Below are 20,763 nucleotides of genomic sequence, written 5' to 3'. Positions count from 1 at the left end.
CCGACGGCAGCCGGACCGCCCTGGGCGGAGCGTGACCGGCTCGGGCCATCGGAACCCCGGTGGCCGGCACCGTCGAGGCATACGGGGCCGGAGCCCGGTGCCCACGGGCCCCCGGGGAGTCCGGCCCTCGCAGGAGAGGCCCAGCCAGCCATGACCGTACGCCGCAGCGCAGCCGCGCTCGCGACCACCGCCCTGCTCCTGGGCGCGGCCGCACCCGTAGCGGTCGCCGCACCGGGCCCGTCCCCGTCGGCCGAGCTGCCGCCGGGGCTCTACGGCACCACGGACCCGACGTACGACGGGGTCTGGCGGCAGTCCCTGGCCTTCCTGGCGCAGAAGATCGAGTACGTGACGCCGTCGGTCCGGGCCGTGGACTGGCTGGTGGGGCAGCAGTGCGAGAGCGGCGCGTTCCCCTCGTACCGGGACGCCTCCGAGCCGTGCGACGCCTCGACGGTGATGGACACCAACGCCACCGCCGTCGCCGTCCAGGCCCTGGTCGAGGTGGACCAGCACCGCGACGCGGCGAACAACGGCTCCGACTGGCTGAAGTCGGTGCAGAACGAGGACGGCGGCTGGGGCTACAACCCCGGCAGCCCGAGCGACGCCAACTCCACCTCCTTGGTGGTCGGCGCGCTCGCCCGCACGGGCGTGCCGATCTCGGAGGTCACCACCGCCGGCGGGAAGACCCCGTACACCGCGCTCCAGACCCTGGCGATCCCGTGCGGGGTCAAGGACGGGGGCGCCTTCGCCTACCAGCCCGGCAAGAAGGGCGAGCTGGTCGCCAACGGGGACTCCACGGCGGCCGCGGTGCTCGGGCTGATGGGCAAGGGCATCGCGTCGGGCACCTCCAACGCGGTGAAGGACCCGTCCTGCGCGAAGGGCGACGACCTCAGCCCGGAGCAGACCGCGCAGAACGGCGCGTACTTCCTCGCGAAGACGCTGAAGGAGTCGCCGTACCTGAAGCAGCCCCCGATGCCGGGCGCCGAGGAGGCCGCCCCGCAGCCCGACTTCGGCAACACCGCCGACGCGGTCGTCGCGCTCGCCGCCTCCGGGCACAAGGACAAGGCCGAGGCGACGGTCGCGTGGCTGGCCGAGCACGCGAAGGACTGGGCGCGGCAGGCCGGTCCGGCCGCGAGCGCGCAGTTGATCCTCGCGGCGCACGCCACCGGCGCGGACGCCCGGAACTTCGGCGGCGTGGACCTGGTCAAGCAGCTCAACGCGACCGGGCCCGCCCCGGCCGCCACCGCCGTCCCCTCGCCGACGCCGACCGGCCCGCAGCCCGCCAGCGGCACCGGCAACGACGACAGCGGCGTCGGCCTGGGCTGGCTGGTCGGCATCGGGCTGGCGTTCGGCGCGGGCATCGGCTTCCTGCTCAGCCTGCGCCGGAAGAGGCGGCGGCCGTGAGGCGTGCGGGCGTCCGGGGGCGGTGCGCCGCGCCGGTCGGCGCGGCCCTGGCCGCGCTCGTCGCCGTCCCGGCCGTCCTGCTGGGCGCGGGGAGCGCCGAGGCCGCCGGGTACCGCTACTGGTCGTTCTGGCAGGGCAACGGCACGACCTGGGAGTACGCCACCCAGGGGCCGTCGCTCCTGCGCCCGGACGACGGTGCGGTCCAGGGCTTCCGGTTCGCCGTGAGCGAGGACTCCGCGGACGCGGCCCAGCCGCGCCGCGCCCCCGACTTCGGGGCGATCTGCGCGGGCACCCCGGCGCGGGACGGCTCCAAGCGGGTCGCCCTGGTGATCGACCCCGGCACGGCGGCGGACGCCCCGGACGGGGAGGAGCCGCCCGCGCCGCGCACGGCGTGCGCGCGGGTCGCCCCGGACGCGAGCAGCGCGGAGGCGCTCGCCTCGGTGGCGAAGCCGCTGCGGTACGACAGCGCCGCCCTGCTCTGCGCGATCTCCGGCTACCCGGCGTCGGGCTGCGGCGAGCAGGTCTCCGGCGACGGCGGCCGGCCGCCGTCCGCGCCGGCCTCCGGGAAGTCCTCCGCCCGAGGGGACGACGGGGCCGCGCGGGACGGCGGTCCGTCCGCCGGACTCCTCGTCGGCGTCGGCGCCGTCCTGCTGCTCGGCGTCGCCGCCCTGCTCCGGGCCCGCCGCCGCCGGTGACCGCCTCCCCGGCCCGGCCGCCGCGCCGTGCCCTGCGCGCGCCCGAGGCGGACCGGGGCAACGCCCTGCCCGCCGGGGCCTGGTGGCTGTGGGCGCTGGGGCTCGCCGCCGCGGCGTCCCGGACGACCAACCCGCTGCTGCTGGGACTGCTGGTCGGCGTGGCGGGGTATGTGGTGGCGGCCCGGCGCACGGACGCGCCGTGGGCGCGCTCCTACGGGGCGTTCCTCAGGCTCGGGCTGTTCGTCGTGGCGCTGCGCCTGGTCTTCTCCGTCGTCCTCGGGTCCCCGGTCCCCGGCTCGCACACCGTGCTGACCCTCCCCGAGCTGCCGCTGCCCGACTGGGCGCGGGGCGTCCGGATCGGCGGCCGGGTCACCGCCGAGCAGATGGTCTTCGCCCTGTACGACGGGACGAAGCTGGCCGCGCTGCTGATCTGCGTCGGCGCGGCGAACGCGCTGGCCAGTCCGGCCCGGCTGCTGAAGTCGCTGCCGGGCGCCCTGTACGAGGCCGGGGTCGCCGTCGTCGTGGCCATGACGTTCGCGCCGGCCATGGTGGCCGACGTGGTGCGGCTGCGCACCGCGCGCCGGTTGCGGGGCAGGCCGACCGGCGGGGTGCGGGCCGTCGCGCAGATCGGGCTGCCGGTGCTGGAGGGGGCGCTGGAGCGGTCGGTGGCCCTCGCGGCGTCGATGGACGCGCGCGGGTACGGGCGTACGGCGCGGGTGCCGGCCGCCGTCCGGCGCACCACGAACGTCCTCACCCTGGGCGGGCTGCTCGGGGTGTGCGCCGGCACGTACGGGCTGCTGGCCGCGCAGGGGGCGGTGTACGGGCTGCCGCTGCTGGCAGCCGGGCTGGTCGCGGCGATGGCCGGGCTGCGGCTGGGCGGTCGCCGCTCGGTGCGCACCCGATACCGCCCGGACCGGTGGGGCGTGCGGGCCTGGCTGGTCGCCGGGTCGGGCGCGGTGGTCGCGGCGGCGCTGATCCGGGCGGCCGCCGTGGACCCGGAGGCGCTGCGTCCGGGTGTGGTCCCGCTGACCGCGCCGGTGCTGCCGCTGTGGCCCGCCGCCGCGGTGCTCGTGGGACTGCTGCCCGCGCTGGTCGCCCCCGTACCGCCGTCCGCGCGGCGGGCCGGGGAGCGGTCGGAGCGCGGCGGAGGAGAGGCCCGGCAGGTCCGGGGAGAGGCGCGACGCGCCGATGAGCAGCCACGCGGCGCCCGTGAGCGGACGCGGCGCGACGAGGAGCAGGCGTGATCAGGTTCGAGCAGGTCTCGGTGCGGTACGAGGGCGCGGAGCGGCCCACGCTGTCCGGGGTCGACCTCACGGTGCCCGAGGGCGAGCTGGTCCTGCTCGTCGGCCCCTCCGGGGTCGGCAAGTCGACTCTGCTGGGCACGGTCTCCGGGCTCGTCCCGCACTTCACGGGCGGGCTGCTGTCGGGGCGCGTCACGGTGGGCGGGCGCGACACGCGTACGCACAAGCCGCGCGAGCTGGCCGACCTGGTCGGGACGGTGGGGCAGGACCCGTCGGCGCACTTCGTCACCGACACGGTCGAGGACGAGTTGGCGTACGGCATGGAGTCGCTGGGCCTGGCCCCGGACGTGATGCGCCGCCGGGTCGAGGAGACGCTCGACCTGCTGGGCCTGGCCGAGCTGCGCGACCGGCCGATCGCGTCCCTGTCGGGCGGCCAGCGGCAGCGGGTGGCGATCGGTTCGGTGCTGACCCCGCACCCGAGGGTGCTGGTGCTCGACGAGCCGACCTCCGCGCTGGACCCGGCGGCCGCCGAGGAGGTCCTGGCGGTGCTCCAGCGGCTGGTCCACGACCTGGGCACGACCGTGCTGATGGCCGAGCACCGCCTGGAGCGGGTGGTGCAGTACGCGGACCGGGTCGTGCTGCTGCCCGCGCCGGGCGCCGCCCCCGTGACGGGGCCGCCCGCCGAGGTCATGAGGGTGTCGCCCGTCCGCCCGCCGGTGGCCGAGCTGGGGCTGCTGGCGGGCTGGGACCCGCTGCCCCTGTCGGTGCGGGACGCCCGGCGCGGGGCGGACGGGCTGCGGGCCCGCCTGGCGTCGGCCCCGCCGCCGCGGGTCCCGGCCGCTCCGGGCGGTGCGGCGGCTCCGGTCCCGGTCGCCCCCGGGCGGCCGCCCCGCCCCGGACGGCTCGCCCGCCTGCTCGGCCGCGCCGGCGGCGACGGACCGGCGGCGGCGGACGACCCGGTCACCCGCGTCGAGGGGCTGGGGGTGCGGCGCGGCCGGATCGAGGCGCTGCGCAGGGTGACGCTCACCGTCTCCCCCGGCGAGACGGTGGCCCTGATGGGCCGCAACGGGGCCGGCAAGTCCACGCTGCTGGGCGCGCTCGTCGGCATGGTCGAGCCCACCGCGGGCGCCGTGCGCGTCGGCGGCCTGGCCCCGGCGCGGACGGACCCGCGGACGATGGTGCGCCGCGTCGGCCTGGTCCCGCAGGAGCCGCGCGACCTGCTGTACGCGGACACGGTCGCCGCCGAGTGCGCGGCCGCCGACCGGGACGCGGGCGCTCCGGAGGGCCGCTGCCGGGCCCTGGTGTCACGGCTGCTGCCGGGCGTCGGGGACGACGTCCACCCGCGGGACCTCTCCGAGGGCCAGCGCCTCGCCCTGGCCCTCGCGCTCGTGCTGACCGGCCGTCCGCCCCTGCTGCTGCTGGACGAGCCGACGCGCGGCCTGGACTACGCGGCGAAGGCCCGCCTCGTCGGCGTCCTGCGGGAGCTGGCCGCCGAGGGGCACGCGATCGTCCTGGCGACCCACGACGTGGAGCTGGCGGCGGAGCTGGCGCACCGGGTGGTGATCCTCGCCGACGGGGAGGTCGTCGCGGACGGCCCGACCGCGCACGTGGTCGTCTCCTCCCCCGCGTTCGCCCCGCAGACGGCCAAGGTCCTGGCCCCCCAGGAGTGGCTGACCGTGTCCCAGGTGCGCGACGCGCTGGAGGCGGGCGCGTGAGGGCGCGTACGGGACGGGACCGCGCCGCGGACGTACGGGGGCCGGCCGCGCGGCCGGTGCGGCTCGGGCCGAAGTCGGTCGCCGCGCTGGTGCTGGTCGGGGCGGTCGGCGTGGTCGCCTTCGGGTGGCCGCTGCTGGCGGGCGCGGGGTCCGGGCTGGCGCACGCCCAGGACGCGCCCTGGCTGTTCGCGGCGCTGCTGCCGCTGCTGGTCGCGGTGGTGGTGGCGACGATCTCCGAGTCCGGCATGGACGCGAAGGCCGTCGCCATGCTCGGCGTGCTCGCGGCGGTGGGCGCGGCGCTGCGCCCGCTGGGGGCGGGGACGGCGGGCCTGGAGCCGATGTTCTTCCTGATGGTGCTGAGCGGCCGGGTGCTGGGGCCCGGCTTCGGCTTCGTCCTGGGCTCGGTGACCATGTTCGCCTCCGCCCTGCTGACGGGCGGGGTGGGGCCGTGGATGCCGTTCCAGATGCTGGCGATGGGCTGGTTCACGATGGGCGCGGGCCTGCTGCCCGGACCCGACCGGCTGCGCGGCCGGGCGGAGGTGGCGCTGCTGGCCGGCTACGGCTGCGTCGCGGCGTTCGCGTACGGGACGGTGATGAACCTCCAGGGCTGGACGCTCATCGCGGGGCTGGGGTCGGGCGTCTCGTTCGTCGCGGGCGACCCGCTGCACGAGAACCTGGTGCGCTTCCTCGCCTACTGCGCGGCGACCTCGCTCGGCTGGGACCTGGGCCGGGCGGTGCTCACCGTGGTCCTGACGGCCGCGATCGGCCCGACCGTGCTGCGGGCCCTGCGCCGGGCCACCCGCCGCGCCGTGTTCGACCCGCGGCCGGCGTTCGACGCCGGGCCCGCGACCGCCGCCCGCGCCGCCGGGGAGGGCCGGCCGCCCGAGGCGTGACGGGGGCGGGCGCCCTCCCGGCCCGGCGCGCCGGCTCCCGAGTGGCGCGCGGGGCGGAGTGCGCCGATCCTGGGAGCACGCGACGATCCACGCCGAAGGGGCGCGGGGCGACGACATCGTCCCCGCGCCCCTTCGGCGTACCCGCGTCCCTACGGCTTGCCGCCCGCCGTCCCGGCCACCTCGGGCTCGGGCTCGGGCGCGGGGGCGGGGACGGGCTCGGGCGCGGGGGCGGCGGGTACGGACGCCGGGGTCGGCTCCGGCACGGGCTCGGGGAGCGCCGCGGGCTCCCGCGCCGACGTGCGCCCGGTCGTCAGCGCCCTCGGCCCCGACAGGGCGTAGGTGAGCCCGAAGCCCAGCGAGACCACCAGCGCACCGCCGACCGCGTCGAGCACCCAGTGGTTGGCGGTGGCCACGATCGCGGCGATGGTGAAGAGCGGGTGCAGCAGCCCGAGGGCCTTCATCCACATCCTCGGGGCCAGCATCACGATCACCACCCCGCACCACAGCGACCAGCCGAAGTGGAGCGACGGCATCGCCGCGTACTGGTTGGTGACCGTGGTCAGCGTCCCGTAGTCGGGCTTGGCGAAGTCCTGCACCCCGTGGACGGTGTCGATGAACCCGAGGCCCGGCATCAGGCGCGGCGGGGCCAGCGGGTAGAGCCAGAAGCCGACGAGCGCCAGCAGGGTGGCGAAGCCGATGGAGGAGCGGACCCAGCGGTAGTCGGCGGGACGCCGGGCGTACAGGACGCCGAGGATCGTCAGCGGGACGATGAAGTGGAACGTCAGGTAGTAGTAGTCGAAGAAGTCGCGCAGCCAGGTGATCCGGACGACCGTGTGGTTGACCCAGTGCTCGATGTCGATGTGGAGCCACTGCTCGATCGCGTGGATCTGCCGGCCGTGCTCCTCGGCGAGCGGGCGGCCCGCGGTGGCGGCGAGGCGGACCTGCGCGTAGGCGGAGTAGACGACCCGGATGAGCAGGAGTTCCAGCAGCAGGTTGGGGCGGGTGAGCACGCGCCGCCAGAACGGCAGGAGGGGCGCCCGCCTCCAGCGGCCCGCCACCGGGGTCGCGTACTCGGTGGGGACGGGGTGCTGCCAGTACGGCGAGGTGCGCGGCAGGAACGGGACGAGGCAGGCCGCGCCGAGCGCCGCGAGGAGCAGCACGTTGTCGCGTACGGGCAGCAGGGGCTCGACGTTCGGCAGCAGCATCGTCCCCGGCAGGGTGGTGACGAGGACCAGGACGGCCGGCCAGACCAGCCGGTCGGAGGCCCGCTTGCCGACCCGCCCGACGACCGCGAGCAGCACCCACAGCAGTTGGTGCTGCCAGGCGGTCGGGGAGACGGCCACCACGACGCAGCCGGTCACGGCCACGGCGAGGAGCAGTTGCCCGTCCTGGGCGTAGCGCGCCGCGCGCCGCAGGCCGAGGACCGCGACGGCGGCGGCGAGCACCAGGAACAGGACGGTCTCCAGCGGGCCCTCGACCCCGAGCCGGAGCAGCGCCCCGTGCAGGGACTGGTTGCCCAGGCCGTCCGGCCGCTCGGCCAGCCCCGCGCCCGCCGCGTGGTGCGCCCAGTACGTCCACGAGTCCTTCGGCGCCATGGCCCAGGCGGCGGCGGTGGCGAGCGCGAAGGCCGCGCCGGCGTTCACCGAGGCCGACCGTCTGCCGGTCAGCCAGAACAGCGCGGCGAAGAGCAGCAGCACCGGCTGGAGGGCGGCGGCGAGGCCCACCAGCACGCCCGCCGCCCGGTCCCCCCGTACGGCGCAGCAGGCCAGGAGCACCAGCAGGACCGGCAGGATGCTGGTCTGGCCCAGGTGCAGGGCGTTGCGGACCGGCAGCGACAGCATGAGCAGGCTGATCGCGACGGGGGCCGCGAGCAGGGCCGTGCGCCGGCCGACCGGCTGGGGCAGGGCTCGGGCCGCGACGACGCCGAGGGCGACGACGAGCAGCAGGGAGCCGAACGTCCACGCGACGCCCAGGGCCTGCTGGGCCGAGGCGGTGAGGGGCTTCAGCACCAGTCCGGCGAAGGGCGTGCCGGTGAACCGGCCGCCGTCGTACAGCGAGCCCGCCCCGTGCAGCACGCCGTTCTCACCGATCCAGGTCTCCAGGTCGGTGAGCCGCTCCCCCGGCGGCTGCCGCAGCACCGCCGCCGCCTGCCGTGCCGCCAGCGCGGCCACGACCAGCCAGAGGAGGGCGCGGACCAGCACGGTCCTCGTCTCCCCGTCCACCGCCGCGTCACCGCGCACACTGTGATCCGCATTCGCCACGCTGCGCCGACCCTCCCGCCGTTCCATGCGTCCGCCCCCACGTCGGGGGCCGCGCCGGATGAAGCCTCGCATTGCCCTACGAGGTAGACACAATCAACCCCCTCTTTGCCTGACTGTCATCGCGGCCTTTGTGCGGAGGATCGCTTCGGACGCGCGTGCGACCCCGCCGGGGGCCTGGGCGAGAATGCCCGCCATGACATGGACCGTGACCGAGGAGCGCTTCGACTCCCCCGACGCGACGGCCCTGCGCCGGGACTACTACGCCGAGGTCGCCGGCCGCTACTGGCGGCGGCCCGCCACCGAGGCGGAGATCGCCGACGGGCTCGCGGACGACGGCGCCGAGCTGCTCGCGCCGCCGACCGGGCAGTTCCTCGTCGGCCGCCGCGGGGGCGCGCCCGCGAGCTGCGCCGGGCTGGTGCTGACGGAGTCCGCCGAGCCGGGGACGGCGGAGCTGACGCGGGTGTACGTGCGTCCGGCGTTCCGGGGCACGGGCGGCGGCGGGCTGCTGCTGGCCGCGGTCGAGGAGGCCGCGCGCGGGTTCGGCGTACGGGTGCTGCGGCTGGACACCCGCCACGACCTGGTCGAGGCACGGGGGCTGTACGGGAAGCACGGATACCGGGAGGTGCCGGCGTTCCACCGCCGCACCCCGTACGCGGAGCGCTGGTTCGCCAAGGAGCTGTGACGCCGGGCGCGCGTTCACCGGGTCCGGCGGCCTCGGGGGCCGTGGCGGGGCTCGTGGGGGCCGTGTGGGCCGTGTGCCCCGTGGTCGCGGGGAGGCTCCGGGGCGTGCGGGCGCTCCCGGCTCGACCCGCTGGTCTCCGCGTTCAGCTCGGCGACGAGATGGACGAGGTCGGTGGGACGCTCGGGCCCCCACCAGTCGCCGAGGAGTTCGGCGAGGGAGTCCTCACGGGCCCGGGAGAGCCGGACGACCGCCTCGCCGCCCTTCTCGGTGAGGACCATGTGCACGCCCTCGCGGCGGGCCAGTCCGCGTTCCTCCACCTGCCGGGCCGCCTCGGTGACCACGCGCAGCGGTACGGGGGCCACCTCGGCGAGCCGGGCCGGTTCGACGGCCCCGTGCCGCCTGATCCGCAGCAGGAGCCAACTGGCGGCGGGCAGCAGGTCGTACCCCGCCCGCGCGGTGATCTTCTCGTAGATCTCGCGGCGGCCCTCGCGGCTCGCGAGCGTCGACAGGGCGCGGGCGCACTCCTCGTAGGAGGAGCGGTGCACCGGGTTGGCGGCGAGGGTCTGGCTGGTGTCGGGGGCGGTCACCGAGCCCCGCAGCCGGTCCTCCCGCAGGAACCAGGCGAGGACGAAGGCGAGGAGGACGACCGGTGCCGCGTACAGGAAGACGTCCGTGATGGAGGTGGAGTACGCGCCGAGGACGCTCGGGCGCAGCTCGGCGGGCAGCTCCCCGATGGCGCGGGGGTCGGCGGCGAGCCGGTCGGCGTCCACGCCCGGCGGCAGCGGGCGGTCCGCGAGCGCCCGGTCGAGCCGGCCGGTGAGCCGGTTGGTGAAGACGGTCCCGAAGACGGCCACGCCGAACGAGGCCCCGATGGAGCGGAAGAACGTGGCCCCGGAGGTGGCGACGCCCAGGTCCTGGTAGGAGACCGCGTTCTGCACGACGATGACGAGGACCTGCATGACGAGGCCGAGCCCGGCGCCGAAGACGAAGAAGGAGGCGCTCATCTCCGCGGTCGAGCTGGACACGTCCAGGCGGTGGAGCAGCAGCAGGCCGACGGTGGTGACGGCGGTGCCCGCGAGGGGGAAGACCTTCCAGCGGCCGGTGCGGCTGACGATCAGCCCGGAGCCGGTCGAGGTGAGCAGGATGCCGAGCACCATGGGCAGCATGTGCACGCCGGACATCGTCGGCGTGATGCCGTGGACCACCTGGAGGAAGGTGGGCAGGTAGGTCATCGCGCCGAACATCGCGAAGCCGATGACGAAGCTGATCACGGCGACGAGGCTGAAGGTCCGGACGCGGAACAGCGACAGCGGCAGCACCGGTTCCGCCGCCCGTCGCTCGACGGCGACGAAGGCGGCCAGCAGGACGGCGGCGAGCACCGCGAGGCCGATGATCTGCGCGGAGCCCCAGTCCCAGGTCGTGCCGCCGAGGGAGGCGACGAGGACCAGGCAGGTGGCGACGGAGGCGATGAGGAAGGTGCCCAGGTAGTCGATGGTGTGCTTCTCCCGGTGGACCGGGATGTGCAGCACGGCGGCGATGACGAGCAGCGCGACGACCCCGACGGGCAGGTTGATGTAGAACACCCAGCGCCAACTGAGGTGTTCGGTGAAGACCCCGCCCAACAGCGGCCCCAGGACGCTGGTCACGCCGAAGACCGCCCCGAACAGGCCCTGGTACTTGCCGCGTTCGCGGGGCGGGACGATGTCCCCGACGATCGCCATGGACAGCACCATGAGCCCGCCGCCGCCGAGCCCCTGCAGGGCGCGGAAGCCGATGAGCTGCGGCATGTCCTGGGCGAGCCCGCAGAGGGCGGAGCCGACCAGGAAGATGACGATCGCGGTCTGGAAGAGCTTCTTGCGTCCGTACTGGTCGCCCAGCTTCCCCCAGAGCGGAGTCGCCGCGGTGGCCGCCAGCATGTAGGCGGTGACCACCCAGGACAGGTGGTCCAAGCCGCCGAGATCGCTGACGATGGTCGGCAGCGCGGTGGAGACGATGGTCTGGTCGAGTGCGGCCAGCAGCATCCCGAGGAGCAGTGCGCCGATCGCCACCAGGACCGTCCGGTTCGACCGCCCCTCGCCGGGTGCCAGGGGCGGCCGGCTCACCTGCTGGGCCATGGGCGTCTCCTCGGTCCGCTGATCCGCTACACCCCCATCCTGGGCGTTCTGCCCCGTTACGGCCCGTCGAGCCCCGGCGGATCGTTGGGCCGGGCGGGGGCGGGCTGCATAATCGCAGGCAGTCCAAGGGGAGGGACCCACGATGACCGGACACCCATGCCCGGAGTGCGGCGGAGCGACGAGCGGGGCGGCGGGCGCGGCCGGCACGGACCACCGCGCGCCCTGCCGGTGCGGCACGGACCCGCACCCGGCGCCGCCCACCCGCGAGGAGCAGCGCGCCGCCGCCCGTACGGCGGAGATCGCGGCGGCCGAGGACTTCGACCCGCTGCGCATCAGGCCGTACGTCACGCTGACGAACGACACCGCCCCCGCCCCCGGCGGACCGGGGGACGCGCCCACGCATGGCGGGGCGCCGGGGGGCGGGGCGCGGGATGGTGGAGCGCCGCGCACCGGCGGGGCGGGGGCGGGGGGCGCGTACGCCGGTCCGTCGGATGGCGGGGCGGCGCGCGCCGGCGGGACGCAGGGCGCGTACGCCGGACCGTCGGGAAGCTCTCCGGGAGACGTGGCGGCGACCATGCCGCTGTACGTGGGCGGTGCCGGCGGCGGGGCGATGCCGGGAGGTGGCGGGGGCGCGGGCCTCGGCGCGGGCGTCGGGCCCGGCGGGAGTGCGGGCGCGGGTGCCGGGCCCGGCACGGATGCCGTTGCGGGGGGACTCTTCGGCGCCGTGTCCGCCGCGTCGGGCGGGAGCCGTCGGCGTACCGCCGCGCCGGACGCCGGGCCCGGCTACGGGACCGATCCCGTGCAGCCGCGCCGCAGGCGCCCCCTCGCGGCCCTGGCCGTGGGGGCGGCGGTGGTCGCGGTGGTCGGCACGGCGGCCTTCGCCGGAGGACTGTTCGGCGGCGAGGACACGCGGGACGAGGCGCTGCCGGAGGCGACCGCGAGCGCCCCGGACGCGGGCGGCGGACCGGCGGGCTCCGTCGCCCCGTCCCGCACCGCGTCGACGGCTCCCTCCCGTACCGGTACCGCCTCGCCTTCCGCCGCCTCCCCCACCGCGTCCGGCTCGCCGTCCGCGTCGCCCTCCGCTTCGGCGTCCGCGTCGCCGTCGCGGAGCGGGGGGCCGTCCGCGACCGCCACCGGCCCGGCGTCACCGGCCGCGAACACCCCGCCCGCCGAGACCACCGGCAGCCCGAGCCCCGGAGCGCCGACCGTCGCCCCGCCCCTCGCGCCCGCGGAACCCGCCCCGCCCACGCTGCGGCGCGGCGACCGCGACCCGGAGGTCACGGAACTGCAGAAACGGCTCAAGGAAGTGGGGCTCTACTTCCTGGGGCCACTGGACGGGTTCTACGGAAGTTACGTGGAGAACCAGGTGCGCTCCTACCAGAGTTCCAACGGGATCGAGGGCGACGAGGCCGGGGCGTACGGGCCGAACACCCGGCGCGCCCTGGAGGCCGAGACGAGCGGGCGCTGACGCCCCCGGGGGATTGGCGTTCCGCCCGCACGCTTTGTATGGTGATGGAACAAAGTGGCTCCCGCCCGTACTCCCTGACCGGCGGGCGGGGGTTGCTCTGTATCGCGCCGCGCGCCCCCTCCCCGCCCGAGTACGGCGCGGCCCGCCGCCCCACCCCTCCCCCGCGTCCTGGAGCAGCCGATGCCGGCCACCGTTCTCCCCGCCCGAGCCCTCCTGCTGGACATGGACGGCACCCTCGTGAACTCCGACGCGGTGGTGGAACGCTGCTGGCGCCGCTGGGCGCTCCAGCACGGACTGGACCCGGAGGCCGCGCTGAAGGTGGTGCACGGCCGCCAGGGGTACGCCACGATGGCGCTGCTGCTCCCGGACCGCCCGATGGAGGAGAACCACGCGGACAACCGGGCGATGCTCGCCGAGGAGACGGCCGACGTGGACGGCGTCGTGCCGATCGGCGGGGCGCCCGCGTTCATGGCCGCGATCGCCGGTCTCCCGCACGCCCTGGTGACCTCGGCGGACACCGCGCTCGCGGCCGCCCGCATGGGGGCGGCCGCCCTGCCGATGCCCGCCGTCCGCGTCACCGCCGAGCAGGTCGGCGCGAGCAAGCCCGACCCCGAGGGCTTCCTCAAGGGCGCGGCGGACCTGGGCTTCGACGCGGCGGACTGCATCGTGTTCGAGGACTCCGAGGCGGGCATCGCGGCGGGCCGGGCGGCCGGTATGCGAGTGGTGGGCGTGGGCCCGCGCGCCGCGGCCCTCGCGCCGGACGCGCACGTCGACGACCTGACGCGGGTGCGCGTGGAGGCGTCCGCAGACGGCACGATCCACCTGCACCTCAACGCGGTCTGAGGCTCACCGCCGTACGAGGGAAGCCTCACCAGCGCCCCCGGAGACGCCGCGCACGCAGCAGCCTCCGGGGGCGCGCTCATGGCGCACCCGCCCCCCGGATGCGCGTACCGCGGCAACCCGCGAAACCCCGCCCCCGGCGCGGCCGTCCACGGAACCCCGCGGCCTCACTCGCGGTGCAGTCGCCCGCGCGCGACCAGCTCCAGCACGACCGCGACGGCCACCACCTGCACCGCCATCAGGGCCACCAGGACGAACAGTTGCACGGCGCCCGCCTCCACGGGTGACGCGCCGCCGAGCAACATGCCCACGAACGCGCCCGGCAACGTGACGAGCCCGACCGTCCGGGTCTGGTCGAGCCCCGGCAGCAACGCGTCCGACGCCGCGGGCCGGACGATCTCCAGCCGGGCGTCGCGGTCGAGCAGACCGAGGGCCAGGCCCGCCTCCACCTCCCCCCGGCGCGTGGCGAGTTCGTCCAGTGCGCGCCTGCCCCCGAGCACGGTCGCGGTCAACGCCCCGCCGATGAGGATGCCCGTCACCGGAACGAGCACCAGGCCCCGGACCGGCACGAGCCCCACCAGGACCAGCGCCGCCACCACGGGCAGCACGCCCGCCGCGATCGGCAGGGCCGCCCACCGCCAGGTGCGGTTGCCGGTGACGCGGCGGCCGGCCGTCCGCACCGCGACGGCGAACATCAGCGCCACGAACCCGAACAGGGGCGCCGGGGAGCGCACCACCCAGCCGATCACCAGGGAGACGGCGGCGAGTTGGGCCGCCGCCCGCACCCCCGCGACCAGTATCTCGCGCGACCGGCCCAGCGAGGCCCACGCCGCGACGGCGGCGGCGAGGAGCAACAGGGCGACGAGGACGACCCCGAGCGCGGGGGAGACCGGAAGCAGCACCCGACAACGGTAGAGCCGCACCGCCGACGGCCCGCCCACCTCGGGAGCGGGGTCGGGCACTTCGGGAGCGCGGTCGGCCACTTCGGGAGTGCGGGTCGGCCCTCTCGGGAGTGCGGTCGGCCCCCTCGGGGACGTGGTCGGGGACTTCGGGGACGTGGTCGGGGACTTCGGGGACGCGGTCGCCCGCCTCCGGGGCGCGGTTCGCCCCGCCTCGGAGCACGTCCGCACGTCCGGGGCGCGGTCGCCCGCCCGCGAGCGCCCTGCGCGCGACCGCCGCCCGCCCCACGGGCGCATCGCGGCGTTCCCACGCGCCCGCACGATCCGGCACTCCCCCGGCGCACCTCTTGATGTGACGTGAACATGTCGTCACTCTGTTACCTGACGCCCACCCCACAGCAACCTGGCGTCGCCACGATGGCCGGGCTCCACCCGTCGCCCGCCCAAGCCTTCCCCCCACCAAGGGAGTTCGCATGTCCGGTGTCTACGCGCGTCGCCTCTCCGTCGCCGCCGCAACCGCGGCGCTCGCCGCCACGTCCGCCCTGTTCACCGCCCCGTCCGCACAGGCCGCCATGCCCACCCCGGTCAGCGCGGCGACGGCCCGCACCTACCTGGGCCAACTGGCCGTCAGCCCCGAGGGCTCGTCCACCGGTTACAGCCGCGACAAGTTCCCGCACTGGATCACCCAGTCGGGGGCCTGCAACACCCGCGAGGTCGTCCTCAAGCGCGACGGCACGAACGTCCAGCAGGACTCCTCCTGCGCCGCCGTCAGCGGCAGTTGGTACTCGCCGTACGACGGCGCCACCTGGAGCGCCGCGTCCGACGTGGACATCGACCACATGGTCCCGCTCGCCGAGGCATGGCGCTCCGGTGCCAGCGGCTGGACCACCTCCCGCCGGCAGTCGTTCGCCAACGACCTGACGCGCCCGCAGCTCATCGCGGTCACCGACCACGTCAACCAGGCCAAGGGCGACAAGGACCCGGCCGAGTGGATGCCGTCGCGCACCACGTACACGTGCACGTACGTCCGCGCCTGGGTCCACGTGAAGCACTACTACGGCCTGAGCGTGGACTCGACCGAGAAGAGCGCGTTGCAGTCGGCCCTGAACGGCTGCTGACCGAGGCCGCCCGCACACCCCGCGACACCCCGTACGACCGCCCGGATCGAAGGCGAGCCGTCCGCGCGCCGCGAACGCCCCGGCGCGCGGACGGCAGCACCCCGGCGCACGCTCCGCACGAACGTCCGGCCGCCCTCCCGCACACGCCGCACGAACGCCCACCCGTCCGCACACCCGCATGAACGCCCGGCGCACCCGCCGTACGAACACCCGACGTGCACGCCGCCCGGACCCCGCACCCACCCCGCGTGCGCGCCCTCCCGGCGTACGGGCGGGAGAGCCGGACCCCGGCGCAGACGCCGCGCGCACCCCGGCGCACGCCCGACATCCACACGTGCGGTGTGCGCACCTCCCGCGTCCGCACCTCCCGCGTCCGCGCCTCCGGCGTCCGCACCTCCGGCGTCCGCACCCCCGCGTCCGCACCTCCGGCGTGCGAACGACAGCACCCCGACACCCCTCCAGGCCGACCACGCCTCCAAGCCGGGGCGCGTCCCGGCACGACCACCGGAAGCAGCCGCGCGTTTTCGGCCGACTACGGCTATCGTCAACGCCGCTCCCCCACGGCTCGGACGCTGTCCGCGCCACCGGGGTGGCCGCTCGCCGCCGGGGCGGCCCCCGTGACGGCACTGCCCCCCGGACAGGCCACCGCCGAGGACGCCCCCCGGCCGCGAGCCGGCCGTGAGGCCGCCGTACTTCCCCGCCGCGCGAGGCCGCTCGCCGGGGGTGCGGCCCGCCTCGACGGGGCCGCCCGCGGGCCCCGCCTTCCCGTTGACCTGCCCCGCACCCGCGGAGAACCCCCGGCCGGACCGCGCGGCCCGCCGCACCCCTGGAGCCGGGCGGGGGCGGAGTCCGCGCCGCGACGGGGGCGCCAAGGCGTCACGGAAACGGCGCCGAGGCCCGGTGCGGGGGGCGCCCGCAGCTGCGGCAACCGGCGGACGACGCCCCACCGCATGGCCGGAACTCTGCGCTGCCATTGGTACAGGCCACCACGGGGAGGGGAGGAGCCCAGCTAAGAGCAGCCCGCGCAGGCCCTCTCCTCCCCCAGAACGAGACGATTTCCAGCCACTCGACGGAATGTTGAACTTGCAAGTACTAATGAGGCGTCCCTAACCTGATGCGCCCAGTCGGTTCCCGCCCCACCTCGCCGAAGGAGCCCGCCCCCCATGCTCATCCGTCTCATCCACGCTCAGCCCTACGTGCTCAGCCTCTTCCGCTTCGTCATCGGCCTGCTGTTCGCCTGCCACGGAGCCGCCTCGCTCTTCGGAGTCCTCAGTGGCGACCAGGTGCAGGCCGGCACGTGGCCCGGCTGGTACGCCGCGTTGATCCAGTTCGTCTGCGGCACCCTGGTCGCCCTCGGGCTCGGGACCCGCGCCGCGGCGTTCCTCGCCTCGGGCTCGATGGCCTACGCGTACTTCGACGTGCACCAGCCCGAGGCGCTTCTGCCGCTCCAGAACAGCGGCGAGCTCGCGGTGCTGTTCTGCTGGGCGTTCCTCCTGCTCGTCTTCACCGGGCCGGGCGCCATCGCCCTGGACCGGTTCTTCGGGGAGCGGAGCACGAGCGCCCGCGGCGGGAGCGCGTCCCGGCGCGAGGAGGCCCCGTCCGTCGCGGCCTGACCCCCTCGGTACGCCGCGCACACCGGGCGCACGCCTGCCCCCCCTCTCCTCATCCCCCGCACGCCGAAGCCGACCCGGCGCGCGGGGGCCCGAGCGCGGGGGCGGGGGCGCGGGGGCGGGGGCCGGGCGCTCTCGCCGAGCCCCGACCCCGGTCCCGAGCCCCGGTCCCGAGCCCCGGTCCCGACCCCGGTCCCGAGCCCCGACCCCGGTCCCACCCGAGGGCAGCCCCCGCCCCTCCCGTACCGCCGGGCTCTCAGCCCCGCCCTTGCGTGCCGTTCGTCGGAGCGAACGGCACGGTGAAGCAGGCCGACCGTTCCCCCGCACCGCCCTGCCGGTCGTGCACGACCACGGAGCGCGCTCCGCCCGCCCGGAACGCCCAGTCGCGCCGGGCCGTCGCGTGCCCGTCGCCGTACGCGTCGGTCCGGAAGTCGAGCCACACCTCGTTGGCCTCGACCGCCGTCGCCGCCGCCCGGTGCTGGTAGTGCGGTCCGGCCGCGGCGGGGTCGGCGGAGCAGGAGCCGGTGTGCACGTGCATCCCGTACGCGCGGTCCGGCAGGAGCCCCCGCAGCCGGGCGGCGACCCGGACGCCGGACCGGCCCCCGTACTGCGTGACCTCGATCCGCGCACCGGCCGGCACCAACGCGGTGTCGTACGTCAGGGCGTCGGACGGGAGGAAGGAGCCGGGCGGGGAGAACACTCCGGCGGCCCGCACCCACCAGCGCGCGCCCGGAGCGGCGCTTCCACCGGCCCAGCCCTCACCGGTCCCGCCCCCACCCGGATGGCCCTCGCCCGCTTGGGGGCCCTGCCCCGAGGGCTCCGGGCCCGAGACGTGGGCGCCGTGCCCGCCGGCCGCGCCGCCGTCCGTGCCGCGGGCGGCCCCGACCCCGGCCCCGCCGGCCACCGCCAGCAGGAGGGCCGCGCCCACCACCGCCCCCGGCAGCACCGCGCTCCCCCCGCGCACCGCCGTCCGCCGCCGCCCCGAATGCGGGTGCGAGGGCCCGTTCGCCGTCCGTGCCGTCCATGCCGTCATGCGCTGCTCCTGACTCGTGCCGGTCGTCTCCCTCCGTCTAACGCGCACCCGGCTTCCAGGTGTACGCAACCCGTACAACATCACCCGCCCCGGGAGAAGACGGGTGCCGCCGTACGCGTACGCTGTACAGCCGTACCTGCCGCCCCTGCCGCTCCCCTGCGACGTCGCGGCGTTGACACGACCGGGGAGTAGTCGACGGTGCTGGAGAGTGTGGGCGCGCTGACCAGCAGCCCATGGATCTACGTGGTGGTCGGCCTCTCGGTGCTCCTGGACGTCTTCCTGCCCCTGCTGCCCAGCGGGGTTCTCGTGATCACGGCGGCCACGGCGGCGGCCGCGGGCTCCACCACCGTCGGCGGCGCCGGGCCGGTCCCCACCGGGCCGTCACTGGTCGTGCTGATCCTCTGCGCGGCCACCGCCTCGGTGCTCGGCGACCTCGTCGCCTACCGGCTCGCCTGGCGCGGGGGCGACCGGCTGGATCGGGCCATCGCCCGCTCGCGCCGGCTCACCACGGCGCAGGAACGTCTCGGCCTGGCGCTGAGCCGGGGCGGCGGCGCGCTCGTCGTCGTCGCCCGCTTCGCTCCGGCGGGCCGGTCCGTGGTCTCCCTCGGCGCGGGCGCGGCCCGCCGCCGGGTGCGCGAGTTCCTGCCGTGGTCCGCGCTGGCGGGGTTGGCCTGGGCGGGCTACAGCGTGGGGCTCGGCTACTTCGGCGGTCGCTGGCTGGGCTCGACCTGGTTCGGCACGGCCGTGTCGGTGCTGGCCCTGTTCGTGGCGGGCTCGCTGGCCGCGTTCCTGGTGAAGCGCCCCGCCGGGACGAGGGCGGCCGTCTCGGATGCAGCGACGGACGGCCCCGCCGCGGAAGAGTCGGCCGGGGCGGCAGGCTCGTCCTCCGCACGGGCGGCGTCCGCGAAGGCGGCGACGCCCACGGCCGTGAACGCGCTGCCGTACGCCTCCATCCCCTCGCCCACGCCGAGCACCGCCCCGGCCGGCGGGCCGGGCGCCCTCGCCGCCCCGGCGCCGGTCGGCCCCTGAGCGCTTCGCGTACCCGGCCTCAGCTCCGGGCCGTCGCACCCCGTATCTCCAGGCCGTCCAGCAGCTCCATCGTGGCTGCGGTGATCTCGTCGACGGCCCGGTCGAAGACCTCCCGGTTGTGCGCGGCGGGCGCGCGGAAGCCGGAGACCTTGCGTACGTACTGAAGGGCGGCGGCCCGCATGTCCTCCTCGGTGGCCTCGTCGGGGAGGGCGGGCGGGCGGAGCGTCTTGATGCTGCGGCACATGTTTCCAGTGTGGACCGCCCCACTGACAACGGACACTTCTCCGGGCAGCCGCCGCCGTCCCCACAGCCCGCGCCCACAGCCCGTACGCGCACCGAAGGGCCGCGCGGAGCTTCGGCGCACGGGGGTCCGCGCCGACCCCCGTACGGCGGCCACCGCCCCGCGGCCGGACCGACGTACGCGTGCGGGCCGCTCCACCGCGCCGTACGGGGTCAGCCCCAGGTGTCGAGGTCGCCGCCGCGCCACTCGATCAGCTCGGGCCGGTCCAGCTCGACGGCCTCGTCCGGACCCGGCCCCAGCCCGGCGGCCCGCAGCAGGGCGGCCACCTCGCCGCGGCCGTGCGCCAGGCCCACGATCCGCCCGTGCACGGTGACCCGCCGCCCTCCGGTGGCGGACGGCGGGTGGACGATCACCGGTGGATGCTCGGCCATGCCTCCACCGTGCCCCGAGCGCTGATCCGCCGCATCCCGGACCGCGGAACCGCGCGCCGTCCCTCCCACGGGCCGGACCCGCGGCGGAACCGTCGGACGCAGGCCGACGTCCGTCCAGTTGTTCATACGATCATGAGAATCGACGGAGGACGCGGCCATGACGGCAACCGCCGCCCGCTACCTGTACCTCACCCGGCACGGCGAAGCCTCACCGGACGAGAGCACCCTGACGGAGAAGGGCCGCCGCCAGGCCGCCCTGCTGGGCGAGCGACTGCGCGGCGCGCCGTTGACCGCGATCCACCACGGCCCGCTCCCCCGCGCGGAGCAGACGGCACGGTTGGTCGGCGAACAGCTCGCCGGCGTACCTCTGCGGCGTTCCGAGCCGGCGGGCGACTACATCCCCCACCTGCCGGGGCGCGCGGAGCTGCCGGAGGAGTCGGCCGACGCCCTCCTCGGCCGGCTTGCCGCGTTCCCGGCCGAAGAGCGCGAGCGGGGAGCGGAGTTGGCGCAGCAGGCCCTCGCACGGTTCACGGGTCCCGTCGAGGGCGACCGGCCCCGCCATGAACTCGTCGTCACCCACAACTTCCTCGTCGGCTGGCTCGTCCGGGACGCGCTCGACGCCCCGAAGTGGCGCTGGCTGGGCCTCAACCACGCCAACGCGGCCCTGACCGTCATCCGCTACGCCCCCGGCCGCCCCGCGTCCGTCCTCCTGTTCAACGACACCGGCCACCTCCCGGTCGACCTCCGCTGGACGGGCCTCCCGCCCGACCTCCACGTCTGAGACGGCGGCCCGAACCGGTCCGGGCCCTGACGTCCGAGGCGGCGACCAGCCGGTCAGCCATGGTCACCTCGCGGTTCCCGAGGCACTTATAAGTGCGTTCTTCCCTGCCGAGAAGCGCTCTCTTATGGTTCCTGAGTAACCACAAGAGACCGGGAGAAGCCCGGTCCGGTACACGTGAGCCCTCGATCCCCCGGGCTCTCGAACGAGGAGAAGCGCAGCATGGCCATCACCCTGGTGAACCCCGCGGACCTGCCCGAGATCGACGTCTACCACCAGGTGTCGATCGCCTCCGGGACGAAGCTGATCTCCGT

18 protein-coding genes and 1 pseudogene are annotated in these 20,763 nt (G+C 76.3%); 13 read left to right on the top strand and 6 right to left on the bottom strand.

Going from position 1 to position 20,763, the window contains the following annotated elements:
- Positions 1-150: 150 nt before the first annotated feature.
- Genes ACZ6EJ_RS20605 through ACZ6EJ_RS20585 form a run of 5 tightly spaced genes read left to right on the top strand, consistent with a single transcriptional unit; the run spans position 151 to position 5,945 of the window.
- On the top strand, positions 151-1,401 hold the full coding sequence (locus ACZ6EJ_RS20605; protein WP_469268939.1) for a prenyltransferase/squalene oxidase repeat-containing protein: 1,251 nt from the start codon (positions 151-153) through the stop codon (positions 1,399-1,401).
- Positions 1,398-2,096, top strand: coding sequence for an SCO2322 family protein (locus ACZ6EJ_RS20600; RefSeq protein ID WP_469268937.1), 699 nt, complete (start codon positions 1,398-1,400; stop codon positions 2,094-2,096). Before ACZ6EJ_RS20605 ends, ACZ6EJ_RS20600 begins: the two co-directional genes overlap by 4 nt.
- Positions 2,093-3,340 (top strand): energy-coupling factor transporter transmembrane component T, encoded by a 1,248-nt coding sequence (locus tag ACZ6EJ_RS20595; protein ID WP_469268935.1) that lies wholly within the window; start codon positions 2,093-2,095, stop codon positions 3,338-3,340. The genes ACZ6EJ_RS20600 and ACZ6EJ_RS20595 overlap by 4 nt, the downstream gene beginning before the upstream one ends.
- On the top strand, positions 3,337-5,052 hold the full coding sequence (locus ACZ6EJ_RS20590) for an ABC transporter ATP-binding protein (RefSeq protein ID WP_469268934.1): 1,716 nt from the start codon (positions 3,337-3,339) through the stop codon (positions 5,050-5,052). The genes ACZ6EJ_RS20595 and ACZ6EJ_RS20590 overlap by 4 nt, the downstream gene beginning before the upstream one ends.
- Complete coding sequence (locus ACZ6EJ_RS20585; protein ID WP_469268932.1) at positions 5,049-5,945, top strand: ECF transporter S component; 897 nt, start codon at positions 5,049-5,051, stop codon at positions 5,943-5,945. The genes ACZ6EJ_RS20590 and ACZ6EJ_RS20585 overlap by 4 nt, the downstream gene beginning before the upstream one ends.
- 149 nt (positions 5,946-6,094) lie before the next feature.
- Here the strand turns inward: ACZ6EJ_RS20585 and ACZ6EJ_RS20580 are convergent, their stop codons facing one another.
- Positions 6,095-8,233, bottom strand: coding sequence for a bifunctional glycosyltransferase 87/phosphatase PAP2 family protein (locus ACZ6EJ_RS20580; RefSeq protein ID WP_469268931.1), 2,139 nt, complete (start codon positions 8,231-8,233; stop codon positions 6,095-6,097).
- A 166-nt stretch (positions 8,234-8,399) separates the two neighbouring features.
- Between ACZ6EJ_RS20580 and ACZ6EJ_RS20575 the strand changes: the two genes are divergently transcribed.
- Positions 8,400-8,888, top strand: coding sequence for a GNAT family N-acetyltransferase (locus tag ACZ6EJ_RS20575; protein ID WP_469268928.1), 489 nt, complete (start codon positions 8,400-8,402; stop codon positions 8,886-8,888).
- A 14-nt stretch (positions 8,889-8,902) separates the two neighbouring features.
- Here ACZ6EJ_RS20575 and ACZ6EJ_RS20570 read toward each other — a convergent pair whose 3' ends face one another.
- Positions 8,903-11,002: an MDR family MFS transporter gene (locus ACZ6EJ_RS20570; protein ID WP_469268926.1), complete on the bottom strand. Its 2,100-nt coding sequence runs from the start codon at positions 11,000-11,002 to the stop codon at positions 8,903-8,905.
- Between the two features lie 142 nt (positions 11,003-11,144).
- Here ACZ6EJ_RS20570 and ACZ6EJ_RS20565 point away from each other — a divergent pair, with 142 nt between their 5' ends.
- Positions 11,145-12,470: a peptidoglycan-binding domain-containing protein gene (locus ACZ6EJ_RS20565; protein ID WP_469268925.1), complete on the top strand. Its 1,326-nt coding sequence runs from the start codon at positions 11,145-11,147 to the stop codon at positions 12,468-12,470.
- 180 nt (positions 12,471-12,650) lie between these two features.
- Positions 12,651-13,313, top strand: coding sequence for an HAD-IA family hydrolase (locus tag ACZ6EJ_RS20560; RefSeq protein WP_469268923.1), 663 nt, complete (start codon positions 12,651-12,653; stop codon positions 13,311-13,313).
- A gap of 164 nt (positions 13,314-13,477) precedes the next feature.
- Here the strand turns inward: ACZ6EJ_RS20560 and ACZ6EJ_RS20555 are convergent, their stop codons facing one another.
- Positions 13,478-14,212, bottom strand: a complete 735-nt coding sequence (locus ACZ6EJ_RS20555) for an ABC transporter permease (protein ID WP_469268922.1) — start codon at positions 14,210-14,212, stop codon at positions 13,478-13,480.
- A 470-nt stretch (positions 14,213-14,682) separates the two neighbouring features.
- Here ACZ6EJ_RS20555 and ACZ6EJ_RS20550 point away from each other — a divergent pair, with 470 nt between their 5' ends.
- Complete coding sequence (locus tag ACZ6EJ_RS20550; RefSeq protein ID WP_469268920.1) at positions 14,683-15,327, top strand: HNH endonuclease family protein; 645 nt, start codon at positions 14,683-14,685, stop codon at positions 15,325-15,327.
- A gap of 1,163 nt (positions 15,328-16,490) precedes the next feature.
- Entirely contained in the window at positions 16,491-16,940 is a 450-nt protein-coding gene (locus ACZ6EJ_RS20545) for a DoxX family protein (RefSeq protein ID WP_469268918.1), read from the top strand.
- 253 nt (positions 16,941-17,193) lie between these two features.
- Here ACZ6EJ_RS20545 and ACZ6EJ_RS20540 read toward each other — a convergent pair whose 3' ends face one another.
- Positions 17,194-17,970, bottom strand: a complete 777-nt coding sequence (locus ACZ6EJ_RS20540) for a superoxide dismutase family protein (protein WP_469268916.1) — start codon at positions 17,968-17,970, stop codon at positions 17,194-17,196.
- A 198-nt stretch (positions 17,971-18,168) separates the two neighbouring features.
- Between ACZ6EJ_RS20540 and ACZ6EJ_RS20535 the strand changes: the two genes are divergently transcribed.
- On the top strand, positions 18,169-18,999 hold the full coding sequence (locus tag ACZ6EJ_RS20535) for a DedA family protein (RefSeq protein ID WP_469268914.1): 831 nt from the start codon (positions 18,169-18,171) through the stop codon (positions 18,997-18,999).
- 19 nt (positions 19,000-19,018) lie between these two features.
- On the opposite strand, the gene ACZ6EJ_RS20530 is transcribed toward ACZ6EJ_RS20535, so the two are convergent.
- Both ACZ6EJ_RS20530 and ACZ6EJ_RS20525 read right to left on the bottom strand, forming a co-directional pair.
- Positions 19,019-19,243 (bottom strand): DUF2277 domain-containing protein, encoded by a 225-nt coding sequence (locus tag ACZ6EJ_RS20530; protein ID WP_469268913.1) that lies wholly within the window; start codon positions 19,241-19,243, stop codon positions 19,019-19,021.
- Positions 19,244-19,452: 209 nt separating this feature from the next.
- A complete protein-coding gene (locus ACZ6EJ_RS20525) occupies positions 19,453-19,671 on the bottom strand; it encodes a hypothetical protein (RefSeq protein WP_469268911.1) in 219 nt (72 codons plus the stop codon).
- Positions 19,672-19,828: 157 nt separating this feature from the next.
- Here ACZ6EJ_RS20525 and ACZ6EJ_RS20520 point away from each other — a divergent pair, with 157 nt between their 5' ends.
- Together ACZ6EJ_RS20520 and ACZ6EJ_RS20515 are read left to right on the top strand one after the other, a co-directional pair.
- Positions 19,829-20,452, top strand: coding sequence for a histidine phosphatase family protein (locus tag ACZ6EJ_RS20520; protein WP_469268908.1), 624 nt, complete (start codon positions 19,829-19,831; stop codon positions 20,450-20,452).
- Positions 20,453-20,671: 219 nt separating this feature from the next.
- A pseudogene (locus ACZ6EJ_RS20515) lies at positions 20,672-20,763 on the top strand (RidA family protein); the annotation flags it as partial.

The organism is Streptomyces sp. NPDC041970 (assembly GCF_055588985.1).
Note: the sequence above shows the minus strand (reverse complement) of the source record. Positions and strands in the feature narration are given on the sequence as shown.

Bases quoted from the DNA above. Each gene is read 5' to 3' on its own strand.
- ACZ6EJ_RS20605 (WP_469268939.1), top strand. From the start codon at position 151: ATGACCGTACGCCGCAGCGCAGCCGCGCTCGCGACCACCGCCCTGCTC.
- ACZ6EJ_RS20580 (WP_469268931.1), bottom strand. From the start codon at position 8,233: ATGGAACGGCGGGAGGGTCGGCGCAGCGTGGCGAATGCGGATCACAGT.
- ACZ6EJ_RS20575 (WP_469268928.1), top strand. From the start codon at position 8,400: ATGACATGGACCGTGACCGAGGAGCGCTTCGACTCCCCCGACGCGACG.
- ACZ6EJ_RS20570 (WP_469268926.1), bottom strand. From the start codon at position 11,002: ATGGCCCAGCAGGTGAGCCGGCCGCCCCTGGCACCCGGCGAGGGGCGG.
- ACZ6EJ_RS20565 (WP_469268925.1), top strand. From the start codon at position 11,145: ATGACCGGACACCCATGCCCGGAGTGCGGCGGAGCGACGAGCGGGGCG.
- ACZ6EJ_RS20560 (WP_469268923.1), top strand. From the start codon at position 12,651: ATGCCGGCCACCGTTCTCCCCGCCCGAGCCCTCCTGCTGGACATGGAC.
- ACZ6EJ_RS20550 (WP_469268920.1), top strand. From the start codon at position 14,683: ATGTCCGGTGTCTACGCGCGTCGCCTCTCCGTCGCCGCCGCAACCGCG.
- ACZ6EJ_RS20545 (WP_469268918.1), top strand. From the start codon at position 16,491: ATGCTCATCCGTCTCATCCACGCTCAGCCCTACGTGCTCAGCCTCTTC.
- ACZ6EJ_RS20540 (WP_469268916.1), bottom strand. From the start codon at position 17,970: ATGACGGCATGGACGGCACGGACGGCGAACGGGCCCTCGCACCCGCAT.
- ACZ6EJ_RS20530 (WP_469268913.1), bottom strand. From the start codon at position 19,243: ATGTGCCGCAGCATCAAGACGCTCCGCCCGCCCGCCCTCCCCGACGAG.
- ACZ6EJ_RS20525 (WP_469268911.1), bottom strand. From the start codon at position 19,671: ATGGCCGAGCATCCACCGGTGATCGTCCACCCGCCGTCCGCCACCGGA.
- ACZ6EJ_RS20520 (WP_469268908.1), top strand. From the start codon at position 19,829: ATGACGGCAACCGCCGCCCGCTACCTGTACCTCACCCGGCACGGCGAA.